17 protein-coding genes are annotated in these 14253 nt (G+C 38.1%); 15 read left to right on the top strand and 2 right to left on the bottom strand.

The annotated features are described in order from the left end of the window. Positions 1 to 146: 146 nt before the first annotated feature. From SYJ56_RS03385 to SYJ56_RS03340, 10 genes are all read left to right on the top strand, one after another. Positions 147 to 878, top strand: coding sequence for a CPBP family intramembrane glutamic endopeptidase (locus tag SYJ56_RS03385; protein ID WP_323832223.1), 732 nt, complete (start codon positions 147 to 149; stop codon positions 876 to 878). Between the two features lie 221 nt (positions 879 to 1099). Next, the gene (locus SYJ56_RS03380) at positions 1100 to 1486 is read left to right on the top strand and encodes a VOC family protein (protein ID WP_323832222.1); all 387 of its coding nucleotides are present in this window, start codon (positions 1100 to 1102) and stop codon (positions 1484 to 1486) included. A gap of 422 nt (positions 1487 to 1908) precedes the next feature. Beyond that, on the top strand, positions 1909 to 2475 hold the full coding sequence (locus tag SYJ56_RS03375) for a Crp/Fnr family transcriptional regulator (RefSeq protein WP_323832221.1): 567 nt from the start codon (positions 1909 to 1911) through the stop codon (positions 2473 to 2475). Between the two features lie 74 nt (positions 2476 to 2549). Next, positions 2550 to 2987 (top strand): DoxX family protein, encoded by a 438-nt coding sequence (locus SYJ56_RS03370; protein WP_323832220.1) that lies wholly within the window; start codon positions 2550 to 2552, stop codon positions 2985 to 2987. Next, positions 2987 to 3427 (top strand): carboxymuconolactone decarboxylase family protein, encoded by a 441-nt coding sequence (locus tag SYJ56_RS03365; RefSeq protein ID WP_323832219.1) that lies wholly within the window; start codon positions 2987 to 2989, stop codon positions 3425 to 3427. The genes SYJ56_RS03370 and SYJ56_RS03365 overlap by 1 nt, the downstream gene beginning before the upstream one ends. A 341-nt stretch (positions 3428 to 3768) precedes the next feature. Further along, complete coding sequence (locus tag SYJ56_RS03360) at positions 3769 to 4197, top strand: SRPBCC family protein (RefSeq protein ID WP_323832218.1); 429 nt, start codon at positions 3769 to 3771, stop codon at positions 4195 to 4197. Positions 4198 to 4266: 69 nt separating this feature from the next. Then, the gene (locus SYJ56_RS03355; RefSeq protein WP_323832217.1) at positions 4267 to 4722 is read left to right on the top strand and encodes a GNAT family N-acetyltransferase; all 456 of its coding nucleotides are present in this window, start codon (positions 4267 to 4269) and stop codon (positions 4720 to 4722) included. A 170-nt stretch (positions 4723 to 4892) separates the two neighbouring features. After that, complete coding sequence (locus SYJ56_RS03350; protein ID WP_323832216.1) at positions 4893 to 5432, top strand: dihydrofolate reductase family protein; 540 nt, start codon at positions 4893 to 4895, stop codon at positions 5430 to 5432. A gap of 635 nt (positions 5433 to 6067) precedes the next feature. Then, a complete protein-coding gene (locus SYJ56_RS03345) occupies positions 6068 to 6469 on the top strand; it encodes a hypothetical protein (RefSeq protein WP_323832215.1) in 402 nt (133 codons plus the stop codon). A 119-nt stretch (positions 6470 to 6588) separates the two neighbouring features. Continuing rightward, entirely contained in the window at positions 6589 to 6750 is a 162-nt protein-coding gene (locus SYJ56_RS03340; RefSeq protein ID WP_323832214.1) for a hypothetical protein, read from the top strand. Positions 6751 to 7042: 292 nt separating this feature from the next. Here the strand turns inward: SYJ56_RS03340 and SYJ56_RS03335 are convergent, their stop codons facing one another. Then, complete coding sequence (locus SYJ56_RS03335) at positions 7043 to 7651, bottom strand: 3-keto-alpha-glucoside-1,2-lyase-like domain-containing protein (RefSeq protein ID WP_323832213.1); 609 nt, start codon at positions 7649 to 7651, stop codon at positions 7043 to 7045. Between the two features lie 130 nt (positions 7652 to 7781). On the opposite strand from SYJ56_RS03335, the gene SYJ56_RS03330 reads away from it, so the two are divergent. The 4 genes from SYJ56_RS03330 to SYJ56_RS03315 all read left to right on the top strand — a co-directional run bounded on the left by SYJ56_RS03330 (position 7782) and on the right by SYJ56_RS03315 (position 12051). Next, the gene (locus SYJ56_RS03330) at positions 7782 to 9047 is read left to right on the top strand and encodes a hypothetical protein (RefSeq protein ID WP_323832212.1); all 1266 of its coding nucleotides are present in this window, start codon (positions 7782 to 7784) and stop codon (positions 9045 to 9047) included. Between the two features lie 710 nt (positions 9048 to 9757). Then, on the top strand, positions 9758 to 10744 hold the full coding sequence (locus SYJ56_RS03325; protein ID WP_323832211.1) for an MBL fold metallo-hydrolase: 987 nt from the start codon (positions 9758 to 9760) through the stop codon (positions 10742 to 10744). 175 nt (positions 10745 to 10919) lie between these two features. Further along, positions 10920 to 11339: a hypothetical protein gene (locus SYJ56_RS03320; RefSeq protein ID WP_323832210.1), complete on the top strand. Its 420-nt coding sequence runs from the start codon at positions 10920 to 10922 to the stop codon at positions 11337 to 11339. Positions 11340 to 11670: 331 nt separating this feature from the next. After that, on the top strand, positions 11671 to 12051 hold the full coding sequence (locus tag SYJ56_RS03315; RefSeq protein WP_323832209.1) for a Crp/Fnr family transcriptional regulator: 381 nt from the start codon (positions 11671 to 11673) through the stop codon (positions 12049 to 12051). 118 nt (positions 12052 to 12169) lie between these two features. Here SYJ56_RS03315 and SYJ56_RS03310 read toward each other — a convergent pair whose 3' ends face one another. Then, positions 12170 to 13060 carry a winged helix-turn-helix domain-containing protein gene (locus tag SYJ56_RS03310; protein ID WP_323832208.1) on the bottom strand — a complete coding sequence of 297 codons (891 nt, stop codon included), beginning with the start codon at positions 13058 to 13060 and terminating at the stop codon, positions 12170 to 12172. A gap of 118 nt (positions 13061 to 13178) precedes the next feature. Between SYJ56_RS03310 and SYJ56_RS03305 the strand changes: the two genes are divergently transcribed. Further along, positions 13179 to 14252 carry a ligand-binding sensor domain-containing protein gene (locus SYJ56_RS03305; RefSeq protein ID WP_323832207.1) on the top strand — a complete coding sequence of 358 codons (1074 nt, stop codon included), beginning with the start codon at positions 13179 to 13181 and terminating at the stop codon, positions 14250 to 14252. Position 14253: the final 1 nt, after the last annotated feature.

Raw genomic sequence — 14253 nt, 5'->3', positions numbered from 1 at the left:
GATCAGGATCTGGTGTTGTCGGGTTAGGTATTGATCCATAAATTACTTTAAAATATTGAATCTTAGATATAATGGATATAGACGCAATTCTAACTGAAGATGCGTATATATAATTTTTGGAGGTAATTTGAAAAACAAAAAAAAGGATGATAGGAATTTTAGTAGAATTGATAATTTCGTGGATACTACTTTATCTGATTGAGAGGAAAAATATCCTATCACTAGGATTTTTACCAATTTCAAAAAGACTAAAGCAATTGGCAATCGGATTTTTAATTACCGCAATACTTTGCATTGGTGTAGAATTTTTAGAAATGCTTTTGAGATCATCAAGTTTGCATTTGAATGAAAAGGCTGGCACGGACTTAATTTTAAGCATGTTCTGGTGGGACTTTAAATCTGTGTTGACAGAAGAATTACTTTTTAGAGGTGCACTGCTATTTATTCTGATAGAAAGAATTGGAGCAAGAAAAGGAATTATAATTTCTGCAGTAGCATTTGGAATTTACCATTGGTTTTCATTTGGAATATTTGGAAATATTATTCCAATGTTTTTTGTATTTATTGGTACTGGATTGATGGGTTGTGCCTGGGCATTAGCATTTTCAAAAACAAAATCTATTTTTCTACCCCTAGGCCTCCACCTAGGTTGGAATTTTACTTTTAACACCATTTTTTCAAAAGGCCCGTTACGGAATGGATTACTAATTTCAGAAGGTGGGAATATAATAAGTGATTGGTTTTCATTAATTGGGCTTTGGGGTGTCCCTATAATTGTGTTATTAATAGTTAAGTATTGGGTTACAAAAGAGAACACCGAATTAACAGGTGAAAAAGTAAAAACTACTGCCACATTGTATAGGCGTAATGAGGGCTGAACGGGAACAAGAACGAAATATATTAAAGCACCCTGCCCCGACATCACCTTGGGTACAGTGGGCAGTACCAAGAAAATATGAAAATCAGTATCTTTAAGAAGTTAGGAGTAAGCTTGAAGGGTACACCTCCGAATGCCCGCCGTCTCCAAACTGAATCCCGTTGGCAGTAATTGACCTGGACTGTATTATGAGAATAGATTTAAACTATTAATTTAAGCGTAATGAAATCAACAATGACAGGAAATAGGTATGTATTAGCAGTCAAGAATTTGCGCGCATCCTCGGACTACTATAAAGGTGAACTAGGTTTTAAAACACTATGGGATGAAGGTGGGTGGCATTTCTTGGTTCGTGACAATATAAAAATAATGTTGGGAGAATGTCCAGACGAAAAATCAGCGAACGAAATCGGCAACCACTCATATTTTGGATATTTTGAGGTCGAATACATTGATGATTTATACAGTGAGTATAAAACAAGGAAAGTAGAATTTCTTGGCGACATCGAAAACAAACCTTGGAGACAACGTGAATTTGCAATTCGGACAATTGATGGTCACAGGATTACTTTCGGAGAAGCAATCTCAGATAAAGAATTCAAGCGCTAAATGAATGGAAGCGAAGAGTTTTAATATTAGAACAGCTGAAACCCGACTAGAGGTGCAGTCGAGTAGACGGCCATGAGCCATAAGCCCACGATGCGCCTCTCTCACCACCGATCCCTAAAGCTTTCGGGAGGTCTCATATCTTCCCTGCATCCCGGCCTTTCGCTAAAATGATCCTAAGGGATCATTTTTTTACGCTCAGTCTCGGTTCATTGAATCTCAGGCTTTGATTTAGAGTAATAGTCCAGCACACTTAGATCTTTAATGCCTGCCCCGGGGTTTTTATTCCGGGTGTAAGCGATTCGGAAACGGAGCGATATCTTCGTACAATGTTTCAAATTTGGGGACAGGACGCAGCTTCAAAAGCAAACTACCGTAGAAAGACAGGCGTGGTGGTGCATTTAAGCATACGATTTAAAAAAAAAATGACAAACTTAGTTCGACATATCCAAAATTATGTTTCTCTGACAGATTCCGAAATAAAACGAATCAATGAAGACATCCTGGTAATCTCACTTAAAAAAAAAGAATTCTTGTTGCAGGAAGGCAGTACTTGCCAATCCAATTATTTTGTAAGTCAAGGCTGTTTACGAATGTATTTCATCAAAGAAAATGCTAAAGAGCAAATCACTCAATTTGCCATTGAAAATTGGTGGATTTCGGATTATATGAGTTTATCTACTCAAAAATCTTCTTCTTTCTATATCCAAGCAATTGAGGACAGCGAAATAATGGAATTTGATACGTCTTCCTTTGAGCTATTACTTGAAGATGTACCTAAACTGGAGAGATATTTCAGATTGGTCACCCAAAGAGCTTATGCGGCAGCACAGTTTCGCATCAAATTTCTTTATGACTTGTCAAGAGAAGAATTGTACCATCATTTTTCATCTCATTTCCCGGAATTTGTTCAAAGAGTTCCACAATATATGCTAGCTTCTTATTTGGGGTTTACCCCTGAATATCTAAGTGAGTTAAGAAAAAAAAGGTAACCTCATTTCTTAAACTGGTTTAACCTCTAGTTACTTGTGGATCATTTAATTTTGTCCATATAAACTTCAAGAGGATGAACCAAAAGAATATTCAATTATTTGTACGTATAGCAGTGGCTACTGCTTTTCTATCAGCGGTAGCAGACCGTTTGGGTTTTTGGGGCGAGCCTGGAAGTGCGAATGCCTCATGGGGAAACTGGGAACATTTTCTAGTTTATTCCAACAAACTCAATTTTTTTGTACCTCCAGAAGTTGGAGGATTATTGGCTATTATAGCGACTGCCTTGGAGATTCTTTTTGCCCTTTTACTATTGATAGGCTATAAGACGAAATTTATAAGCTTCGCATCAGGTATTTTACTGGTTCTTTTTGCAGTAACCATGACACTGGCATTCGGTATTAAATCCACCTTTGCTTATTCAGTTTGGATAGGAGCCAGTGCATGTTTCTTACTAGGTACGGTGAATCAATATGCGTATAGTTTGGATAACTATTTAAAAAAACAAAAATAATGAAACAAAGAATCAGTATTAAAGATTTAGAGCCAAATGCTTATAAAGCCATATTTGGCCTGGAGAAATATCTTAATTCAACAGGCTTAGATAAGACTTTGAGGAATTTGATAAACATAAGAGCATCTCAAATAAATGGTTGTGCATATTGTATAGAAACGCATGCCTGTGAGGCCTTAAAGGATGGAGAACATCAGAAAAGAATATTTGCCCTGAGTGCATGGTGGGAATCTCCACTGTTTACTGAAAAGGAAAAAACTCTTCTGGCAATCACAGATGAGGTAACTTTAATATCTGACCACGGATTGAGGGAGGAAAGTTTTGATGCCGGATGTAAATTTTTCACCGACAACGAAATTGCTCAAATAATAATGCAAATTGGAACAGTTAACATTTGGAATCGCATTGCAATATCCACACATATGTCTCACGAAGAATAACAAATCAACACCACTACAATGTATAAGCGTAATGTGGATTGAATCGCTAGATTTAGTATTTTAACTTTTATCAAACTTTGCAGTAGGCGGACAGTGAAACGCTCCGATACCCGTACTAGGCTTTTACTTTCACGGTGCGGCAAACAACTGTATAAAGAATAACTTTTAAGAAAAGTATATCAAATAGATGAAATCGAGCATGATGAAAGCGTCACACAACTTGTCCCGAACTTGCTTCGAGAGAGGGATGATTATCCGTAATGCTAGTTTCCTCCCGATAGCTCACGATATTTATCGGGACAGGATGACCATTAAAAAATCAAATTATAAACAGATGAAAAATGGACAGTATAGAACAAATCAATTACCTTAAAGCACCTATTTCAACAGTTTACAAAGCATTAACTTCAGAAGAAGGTTTAGGACAAGTGTGGACAAAAAAACTAAAAGTAAAACCTGAAATTGGTTTTGTCAATGAGTTTGATTTTGATGAAGGGTATATCACTAAATTTAAAATAATTGAACTGAAGGAAAACAGCAAGATTGTTTGGAAATGTTTGGCATCTGATAAAGAATGGATAGGAACGGGAGTATCTTTTGAACTCATTGAAAAGGATAATAGCACAACAGTAATTCTTAAACACTTTGATTGGAAAGAGCGAACAGACTTTTATCGATGGTGTAGTTATAACTGGGCAATGTTTCTTTATAGGTTGAAGGCATACTGTGAAAATCAAAAAGGATTACCCTATCAGGAAAGGGGATTTTGAAATCAGACAATAAACAGAGAACCGCTAACATTCGCCAAAGGCAAGCAGGCGGATGAAACTAAACTAAAAATGAAATTTAGAAAAGCAACAAGAAACGATGCTTCGCTAATTGTGGAAATGATTGCGGATGATGAACTTGGAAAAACTAGAGAAAATTTTCAAACACCATTACCAACTGAATATCTTAATGCTTTTGACAATATAAATGCTGACCAAAATCAAGAATTAATTGTTGTTGAAAACGAGGATTCTGAAATAATAGGAACGCTGCAATTGTCTTTTATTCAGTATCTGACCTATCAGGGGGGAATAAGAGCACAAATAGAAGCTGTGAGGATTAGAAAAGATAAAAGAGGACTTGGTATTGGAAAAAAAATGTTTGAATGGGCAATCAATAGAGCGAAAGAACGGAATGCACATTTGCTGCAACTGACAACAGATAAAAAAAGATCAGAAGCAATTAAATTTTACGAGGACTTGGGATTTAAAGCAACACACGAAGGAATGAAGTTGCACTTTTACTAAATGCCAGTCGCCTTCAGCACAAATGGCTAGATTTTCTTATGTTCGGGATTTGGTCTTCGAACCAAAATATTCTTGAATGAAGGATATTTGATAGATAACCGCCAAAACTATATATGCAAAACTTTGTGTCTAAAGAACAATAAACCTAATAATTCATTAAAAGAGTAATTATGAAAAAGATTATTTATTATGTAGCAAGTTCCATTGACGGATATATATCAGGGCCAAATGATGATGTTAGTAGATTCCTTTATCAAGGTAATGGAGTTGAAAAATATCTGGAAGATTTAAAATCATTTCAAACCGTAATCATGGGTAGGAGTACGTATGAATTTGGCTATAAGTTTGGTGTTGTTCCGGGACAGCCATCACCCACATACCCGCATATGAAACATTATATTTTTTCCAATAAGTTAAAATTTGATAATAAAAGTGACCAAGTTGAATTAAAACCTATCAATACAGATGAAATTATACAGATAAAAAGGACTTCGCCAACAGACATTTACTTATGTGGTGGTGGACAATTTGCTGGCTGGTTACTAGAAAATGGGCTAATCGACAAGTTAAAAATAAAATTAAATCCAATTACTCTTGGAGGAGGAACCCCGTTATTTGGGAAAACTCAGATTACAGCTAATTGGAAATTAATAGACTCGGAAAGGTTTGATAATGACCTTCTACTTCTAACATACGAGTATATAAAATAAGCAATAACCATAACAATTTTATAAACTAATTTCGGGCTAAAGTGCCAAATTTGAACTAACTGAATTGTTTAAAATCTGAAAACCGAAAATAAAGAGCTTTTAATTCAGCACTACGTTTATACTTTGACCACTTTGATTTAAAAACGATAAATAGTTCTTTATTTGAGAACTTCATCCAACAACTAAGCTTTTATTGGGTGTGCAGCACTTCTTGCCCCACCAATGCGGGGAACAATGAAATGAGAAGCATTCAGCTACACCTTTTAAATAAACAATACCGAGCTAAAGTGCTGTGTGTGCTTAGAACTCTGACTGAAGTCCGAACAGATTGTTGTTCCAATGGGGTGAAGTCCCTTACCCACCAAAAAAAACACAAATCCACCTCACTTTCTCATATTATGTTCAACCTGAGGTTTACCAGACGGTCGGGAGAGGATATTATTGAGGAGTTTTCTGAGTTTATTCTACCTCAATCCTGAAACAATTAAAAACTAAGGTCATGGGCAGAAAGACTAAGTATTTCCAATGTTAAGTTTTTGAGTAAGATGAAAACTTAATATTAACAACCGGGCCCATATTTGTACTTTTGCTTAATATTTAATTAATAGTAAAGTAATTTAAATCAAGTATTTGAAATGGAAGAAAACAAGAAATCTGACGCTAATGATCAGGGAAAGACTAAAGAATCTGATGCAGTATCTTCTCCTGCAAAAGTTAGTTCTGGTAGCCCTACTACAAAATTAAATAATGATATGGATGGTGCTGTTGGGAAAGGTCTAACTGTGGATAAATCAGTTAAGGGTGCTGAAAATCCAAAGGATAAGGATCTCAAGGAATCAAAGAAACTGCGTGACAAAATCAAGAAAAAAGAGAAAAAAGAAAAAGATAGAAAAAAGGAGAAGGATAAGAAAGCCAAGAAAAAAGCAGCTAAAAAGAAAAAGGAGAAAGCCAAAAAAGAAAAAGCCCAAAAGAAGCTGAAAGAAAAGAAGGCTAAGAAAAAATCTGCTCAAAAAAAGAAGAAATCGAAGAAGAAGTAATTCTGAGAGGAATAATTCTATGGAAATCGAAACACAACGTTTCGATTTTTTTTTATCTAACAGAAGAATAACATTCGCTTAGCCTATTCTATGTCAGAGGAATTTACTTTCGGGAGTAAATGATAACCCTCAAACTGGAATTGTGGTTGCTTTTGGCCATTGGCTTGTTCACTGCCCTTTGGGGGTTGGATTCATTTAGCATTTACATTCTGGATGAAGCCAAAAAGGCCGAAGCCGCCAGGGAAATGTGGGGAAAATCAGAGCCATGCTCCCTCTCCTAAAGTGCCTGTCCCGATAGCGCAGCGTATCGGGAAGAGGGCTGGGGTGAGGTAGAAAAGCCAATTACAAATTGGTAAGGATGAAATGTAGGACGAGGTGTCAATAACAATCCAGTGGATTGCTTTAGCCATGGGCAAGATAGTAGAGCAGAAAAATTCCACCCAGACACCATGATGACCTGACTACGTCCACCTTAAAAGGGGCTTAACTCCCGGACTGATGGAATCATTCAAGACACTTTGACAATCTATCTTCTGTGCGCCCACCGTCCACTGATCACAATTCTATAAAATCTTAATCCCCACTTTCAGATAGTTTAATATTCTTGAACCAGCCTTCTGAACCGTTCCCTACCCATAGTCCCACTTGACCTGAGGACCGGGAACTGATCTGCTCGATGGACAGTGAAGCTTCCTTTGCACCGTTAATGAATGCGTTTATTTTGGGATATTGGATTTCCAGCCTGACATGGAACCAGCTAGTTGGATCAACAACTGGTGTGATGGTGTTCTCGTATTTTCCAGGCTCGGATTCCCTCAGAGTTGCCCAATCGTACCCTGGCATGGAAATATACTGAACTGAGTGGCTGTTTCGCTCTGGGCTTTGGAAGTTGAATGGTCTGAAATATACCGCATCGTACTGTTCGTTACTTTGCCCATGAAAGGCTAAACCCACAAAGCTTTGCCCTAGAAGATCACGGCCTTTGATGTCTATTTCAATAGTTCCATTTTGAAAATCCGATGTTGTTAACCACAGTATCCCATCGTTCTCTTGGGCGTTCAAGTGAATGACTTCTTCTGAAAAAGTTACCTCCCGGTTATGAACAGTCCAGTCTTTCGGAGAATTCTGTGCATGGCTGTTGAATACAAGTAGAAATAGGGATAATAGCAAGATGTTGCGCATAGGTGTAGATTTTAGTTTCATACAAACCTAGGCCTTTTGGGGTCTGGAGGCGATTCAGAATTCGGTCAAAGTTCGGTCATTCTGAAGTAATCAATGTGTTTGCCCTCATCTTTATTAAATTTATTGCTTCATGCAATACTCAGAAAACGAATACATCGAACTTTGCAAAAGTAAACTGGAAAAGAAATTCTCTTTTGGGAATGGCCATGGCTATGGTGAAAAGGATCTTGAGTTGCTATCAACCTATATTGAGGAAAATGTGGGAGTCTATATAAGTCTCTCTACCTTAAAGCGACTTTGGAAGAACCAGTTTAAAAAAGGTCCTCAGCTAGCCACACTCAATGCATTGGCAAATGCGCTAGACTACTCAGATTGGCAGGATTTTAAACTTCGTAATAAAAAGCTAGACCCTGTTCCATCACCAGTAGTCCCATCAGGCAAAAGATGGACTGCCTCTATGAAGTTTGGGACACTGGCGCTGGGAATAGTAGGCCTGTTAACCATCATTGCTTTTCATAGGTCTCAAGGAGTAAGAATAGAAGGTCCAATGCTTTTCAAGGCGGACAAAACCTTATCCATAGGAGTGCCCAATACATTTATCTTTACCTATGATGTCAGCCAGGTGAAGGCTGACAGTTTTTTCATCCAACAATCCTGGAATGGTTGGAGAAGACAGCGGATAGACCCGGATAAAAAGGTATATACCAGTATTTATTATGAATCAGGATTTCATAGGGCGAAATTATATGCCAACGACAGTATCATTGCCAAGGTGCCTGTCCATATTTTAAGTGACGGATGGGAAGCGCACGCCTATTACAACGAATCGGACGATCGCTTTGTGGATTTTGGAGAGCATGAAATCATTTCTGATGGTAAATTGCATTTGACTGAGGAGTTGCTGAAATCGAAAAATATAGATACCCGTAAAGTGTTTCAGACCCGTGTGAGTAACAGCCAGGTATTTAACCTGTCCTCTGATAATTTCAGCTTACATACCCGGGTGAAAACGGATCAATTGATAACTAGTAATTGCCCATGGCTAACTGTTCTGATAGTAACAGAAGAGCATATTTTTACAGTGACACTGGTGGAAAAGGGCTGTGAAAATTATGCGGGTTATAAGCTAGGGGAAATCAGTAAAAGAGGAAGCGATAATGACCTTTCTAAACTGGGACAGCAGGTGTATAACTACCAGGAAATAGGAATTGAAGTGAGGGATAAAAAAGCTGAAATAAAGATCAATGGGGAGCGGGTTTATACAGAGGTTTTCAAACAGGATTTTGGGGAAATTGTTGGGTTGACCTATGTTTTTGATGGGAGCGGATCCATAGATTTTGTGCGGCTCTCTGATCCAGCAGGAAAGGTGGTGTTTGCAGATGATTTTAATAGGTAACGATTCCTGCAGTAATTCTGATTGGTCATGGTAAAGCTTCTGAGGGGGAAGATTTTGATTCATGCAGGCAAGCAGAAACATATTGCCAAAACAAGGAGGCAACATTTCCAAGTACATATCAGCGTTGATCCTTCTTGCTAAGTCTATAAAAGATTCCTTTGAGTTCCTCCCTTGATCCTCCCTTAATACTCCCTTGCAGTTCCCTTGATTCTCCGTGGGAATAAGGGAGGTTCATGGGAGCAAGTAGGGCGCTAATAGGGAGTTCTATAAGGTTTACCTATACTTTGCTGCGGTGCTCCTCCGATGCTTTTACAATGCATGTCCGATCAGACATCGTAGATGGATAGGATATGAATGGGAGATAGAACGGATAACTATCGTACTGACAGTAGCTGAGCTGTGCCTAATAAACAGCCTATTATTCCAGCCATTTTCAAATTTACTTTTAATGAAGAGTTAGGATACATTCAAATGTCCAGTAATTCTGCTCGGTAAGGGAGGGAGAACCTGAAAAATTGAGACAACGACTTATAGAATGAGCCTAAAACAATGAAAAGTTGTCAAACAGCAACTGATCGTTGCGTCATAACAACAAATGGTTGTGCACATTATTTACAAAAACGAAAAAAAATGGTACTAACTTCAAAATCAATTGGTAATAGAATTGCCAGAAAGAAAGAAAATCAATCTTTTACAAGCAGAACTATCCTATGGAATTAAAAAAATATAACAGCGAATTAAAATTCGTGAAATCTGAATGGGGAGGCAACAGATTAAATAGTAATGGCTTATATACAAATTTATATGGTGATGACATAAAAAGGTTTGGTGAAGTTTTGCGTTGGATTCGAAGTGACAAGCCACTGGCCAAACTCAAAAAAGCCCAACAATCATCACTCTCTTTTCAGAAAATTGAAAATATTACACATAAAAGAAGTAATGCTATTATTCCGTTAGGCCATGCTTCATTTATAGTGGATGTCAATGGCATAAGACTGTTAATTGACCCTGTAGTAGCATCAAACAAGTTATTAAAGCGCTACACGAAAGTCCCATTTAACTTGTCGGAATTAAACAATGTAGATTATCTTTTGCTTTCGCACAACCACCGTGACCACCTAGACAAAAACAGTATAAAGCAACTCGTAAAACTCAATCCCGATGCTGTAATACTTACAGGTTTAGAAATTGGAAAAATCCTGAAAAGATGGGGTGTGAAAAACCAAATTCAGGAAGCAGGTTGGTATCAACAATACAACACAGCCGATCCGCTATCTATTGACTATTTACCATCTCAGCATTGGTCGAGGAGGTGGCTTACCGATACCAATATTCATCTTTGGGGCTCATTTATGATACAAGACAAAGCCACCAACAAAACAATATATTTTGCAAGTGACAGTGGCTATGGACAGCATTTTACAGATATAGGAAATGAGTATGAAATAAACATTGCCATGATAGGAATCGGCGCGTTTGAACCGCAATGGTTTATGCGTTCTGCACATACCGGTCCTTCAGATGCGATTAAAGCATTTAAGGATCTAAAGGCAAAACAATGGATTCCCATGCATTATGGCACTTTTGATCTCAGCGATGAACCCATCTTCTATCCAGAACAAATTTTAAAAGAACATCATGCAGATTCTTTAGAACAATTACTATGGATGAACATTGGTCAAAGAATAGCTTTTTGATGTATAGGGATACTTTAGGATTGATTTGAAAAGCTTTATGATCACAGATTTTACCTAATTTGTACTTATAGGCAATTGCGAAGCGAACGAGTGGAAAGCACCTCCAGTGCATGACAACAAGGTTTTCCTGAATTTAAAAACTATCTTATATTTATGTATCCATAAACAGTTGATTGTGAGGTGTTTAAATGAATATGATGATGGGTGGTTTAGAGAAGCTGATGTAGAGTTAACAGCAAGCGTAGACCAGTTGTGGAGGATATTTGTAAGGGCTTGTGTTTTTTTCCTTATTGTAATACTGATGAATGAAATGCTTAGTACTTCTACTACAGTGGAGGGTGCGGTGGTCGGTACTTCAAGTAAGAAATTAAATGGGGGCAGAAAGTCAGCATTTACAGGTGTACCCAGCATGTTTTCACCAAGTACTTTCCAAATAGAAAAAACGTATCAGGTTACTGCCAGATTAGAGACCGGGGAAATAGTTTCCTTTATATGTTTTCCCTGTAGCCGGTTCAGCTATACTTCGGGTGATTCAATTAGTTTACTCGAAACCGAAAGGATAATCGGACGTCTTACCTATTCAGCAGGCAAGTGATAACTTTGGGGATAGATTCAATCTCCAAAGCAGAACTATATGATCGCAGATTCACTGACCAGACAGTTTTTGGTGATGCATAAGCATCTTATCCGGATTTCCGTGATCGAGGATGGTCTGGGAATAAGTGGGAAGTCACTTTACAAATGAGTGATAGGCAAAAGGACGCTACCGGACAAATGGAAAAAATCAATTTATGAGTATTTGTATCCCATGCTGGATCCTGGGAATGAAATTCATATAAAGACTTTTCAGGCTGACGAACAGATAAAGCTCAACTTATTTGCCATTTGACAACCTCTAACAAAATGACACTTGCTAACTTGTGACGATGGGAAATCTGATAAATTATTTGCTTCAATTTGGTCAACTGAACCAACAACAAATTGACCTGATAAAAAGCAAGGCGAAAGAAATTGAACTAAAAAAGGAAGGTTATTTTTCCGAAGCAGGAAAAATTGCCAGACAAGTAGCATTTGTTGAAGATGGCATTTTAAGAGTTTGCTATTACAATAATAAGGGTGAAGAAATTACACGTTATTTTCTAGATGAGAATAATTTTGCTGTTGACCTAAATAGTTTTACTTATCAAATTCCATCTTCCGAGTATGTGCAAGCAGTTACAGACTGCCAACTTTTAGTTTTTTCAACAGATAAAGAAGCATCCCGATATTTATCGGGACGGTCTCAAATAAGACGACCTGGCCCTTAAAAAGTTCGTTAGTCAGACTGTAAAAAACAACCCTTCTGTGTAAATTTACAGTTACTATAAAGTTTTACAAAATCCAAATTGAATTCTAACAACATCAGTTTGGAGAGGGAAGATCTCCTTAAGAGCTGATTTCAAGTTTATATCCTTTGCCTCGTATAACAACAATGTTTATGTTCGGATCAAACTCCAGTTTTTTTCTGAGTTTTGATATGAACATATCAAGACTGCGTCCCACTATAACACCCTCGTCTTCCCATATCTCTTTTTGTAGCCGGCTCCGCTCTATAGCCTCGTTTGGAGACAAAGCAAAAATGTGCAATACACGGGTTTCAGTTCTGGTCAGGTCGATGGTCTTTCCATTTATCATAAGCTTGCGGGTCTCTGCATCGAATGACATGGGGCCCAAAGTGAGCAAATCCTTATTCCGACTATCGGGTGAGGTCTTCCGCGGCTGGACATATCTCAAAAAAATGAATCCAACAAGTCCTAAAAATAACAGACCACCCAAAAAATATTCATTCTTTGCTGTAATGATACCCGATGGTTTAAATTTAATGTTGACCATATAGCATCCTATAGGTTGCCTTCTTCCTCTGCAGGCTATAATATCATCCTTCTTGTTTTTTGAAATAGCATATCCAAACACTACACTGGCATTGGCAGGGTTCACTACGTTCACAACATAATCACGTGCAAAGGGACCTTCGGCTAACAAACTTTGGATAGTATTTACGAGGGTGTCGGGTTGAAAACTAAGCTCATTCTCAAAACTGATCTGATATTCATTTTCGGCGATCTTTTTTACCGGAAGCACCCGTGATGTACTGTCGCCTGACTGCAAGAGTAATTCATGCCCGATTTTCCGTAGTAGAACTTCCTGCCTGGCAAGATCAAAGTCATCACTGCCCAGCATGCTGAAACCCACGCAGATCAAAGAGATAAAGATAAGCATGACCGAACCAAACAGGTAGTTGCGTTTTTCGGAGAGGAGGTTTTGCCTGAGATCCATTGTGTCAAAATTTTATTTACAAAGTTTACATTCTTCTTTACAATCAGGATTCTTCGGACGGAAGATATCAAAGTAGATTCGCTGGATCAGATAATTGTAAGGTAATAAAAACGACAAAATGATAAAATACTTTCCCGTCTATACTTTGCTCTGGATTCTTGTTTTGCACACCTCCTGTAAAGAACAAAACCAAAAAAACGTACCACAAGATAATATCAAGTCCAGTAGAGAAGAACCATACTCTAAGTCTCAACAAGAAGCGGCTACCTCCAAGGTGCCTAATAGTATGGTTCGGAATGTAAAACAAGCCAGGAACGGAGACATTTTGATTGCTGCATCTTGGAGTGGTGTTTTTCGCTACGATGGAAAATCGTTTACTAATCTCACAAATAGTAAAATAGGTTCGCACAGATTCTGGGACGTACTGGAAGATCGACGCGGAAACCTTTGGTTCGCTTCCACTGATTCCGGAGTTTATAATTACAATGGCAAAACCTTCCAACATTTTACAACCAGGGAGGGACTCGCCAATAATACGGTTATGAAAATTTATGAAGATAAAGCCGGTAATATTTGGTTCGCCACGGCGGGAGGTGGGGCAAGCCGTTACGATGGGAATTCTTTTCGAAATTTTACAACGAAAGAAGGACTTTCCAGTAATGATCTTACTACTATCATGGAAGACAAAACTGGGAAATTATGGTTTGGTACAAGAGGGGAGCCCTGTTTTTATGATGGAAAAACATTTACTGTTTTCAGAAATAAAGCCGGTAAAGCCTTTAACAACGTCCAGTCGATAATCGAAGATAGAAAAGGAAGCATTTGGTTCGGTGACGTTGATGGTCTTTGGCGTTATGAACCTTCGGATGCGCTCAGGACAGGCTCTGGCACCTTTACTAAAGTATCTCAGAAGGGTGCTTACGCTATAATCGAAGATAAAAAAGGAAACATCTGGACCACCGGTGCAGATGAGCCTCCTCAAATTGGGCAGGCCTGGTCTCTTTCCCGTTATGATGCAAAGTCCTTGTACAATAAAAAGCCTACTGTAACCGAAATCATGTCAGGGGGAAATATGGACTTTTTGGGAATATTGGAAGCTAACGATGGAAGTATTTGGTTTGGATCTGGAGGCGGGGTGTATCGGTATGATGGAAAGACCATCATGGACTTTAAAAATAAAGACAGTCAATAAA

The organism is Algoriphagus aurantiacus, from assembly GCF_035156405.1.
GTDB lineage: Bacteria > Bacteroidota > Bacteroidia > Cytophagales > Cyclobacteriaceae > Algoriphagus > Algoriphagus aurantiacus.
The sequence above is the reverse complement of the archived record's forward strand: the minus strand, read 5'-3'. Positions and strand labels throughout refer to the sequence as shown.

Bases quoted from the DNA above. Each gene is read 5' to 3' on its own strand.
- SYJ56_RS03385 (WP_323832223.1), top strand. From the start codon at position 147: ATGATAGGAATTTTAGTAGAATTGATAATTTCGTGGATACTACTTTAT.
- SYJ56_RS03380 (WP_323832222.1), top strand. From the start codon at position 1,100: ATGAAATCAACAATGACAGGAAATAGGTATGTATTAGCAGTCAAGAAT.
- SYJ56_RS03375 (WP_323832221.1), top strand. From the start codon at position 1,909: ATGACAAACTTAGTTCGACATATCCAAAATTATGTTTCTCTGACAGAT.
- SYJ56_RS03370 (WP_323832220.1), top strand. From the start codon at position 2,550: ATGAACCAAAAGAATATTCAATTATTTGTACGTATAGCAGTGGCTACT.
- SYJ56_RS03365 (WP_323832219.1), top strand. From the start codon at position 2,987: ATGAAACAAAGAATCAGTATTAAAGATTTAGAGCCAAATGCTTATAAA.
- SYJ56_RS03360 (WP_323832218.1), top strand. From the start codon at position 3,769: ATGGACAGTATAGAACAAATCAATTACCTTAAAGCACCTATTTCAACA.
- SYJ56_RS03355 (WP_323832217.1), top strand. From the start codon at position 4,267: ATGAAATTTAGAAAAGCAACAAGAAACGATGCTTCGCTAATTGTGGAA.
- SYJ56_RS03350 (WP_323832216.1), top strand. From the start codon at position 4,893: ATGAAAAAGATTATTTATTATGTAGCAAGTTCCATTGACGGATATATA.
- SYJ56_RS03345 (WP_323832215.1), top strand. From the start codon at position 6,068: ATGGAAGAAAACAAGAAATCTGACGCTAATGATCAGGGAAAGACTAAA.
- SYJ56_RS03340 (WP_323832214.1), top strand. From the start codon at position 6,589: ATGATAACCCTCAAACTGGAATTGTGGTTGCTTTTGGCCATTGGCTTG.
- SYJ56_RS03335 (WP_323832213.1), bottom strand. From the start codon at position 7,651: ATGCGCAACATCTTGCTATTATCCCTATTTCTACTTGTATTCAACAGC.
- SYJ56_RS03330 (WP_323832212.1), top strand. From the start codon at position 7,782: ATGCAATACTCAGAAAACGAATACATCGAACTTTGCAAAAGTAAACTG.
- SYJ56_RS03325 (WP_323832211.1), top strand. From the start codon at position 9,758: ATGGAATTAAAAAAATATAACAGCGAATTAAAATTCGTGAAATCTGAA.
- SYJ56_RS03315 (WP_323832209.1), top strand. From the start codon at position 11,671: ATGGGAAATCTGATAAATTATTTGCTTCAATTTGGTCAACTGAACCAA.
- SYJ56_RS03310 (WP_323832208.1), bottom strand. From the start codon at position 13,060: ATGGATCTCAGGCAAAACCTCCTCTCCGAAAAACGCAACTACCTGTTT.
- SYJ56_RS03305 (WP_323832207.1), top strand. From the start codon at position 13,179: ATGATAAAATACTTTCCCGTCTATACTTTGCTCTGGATTCTTGTTTTG.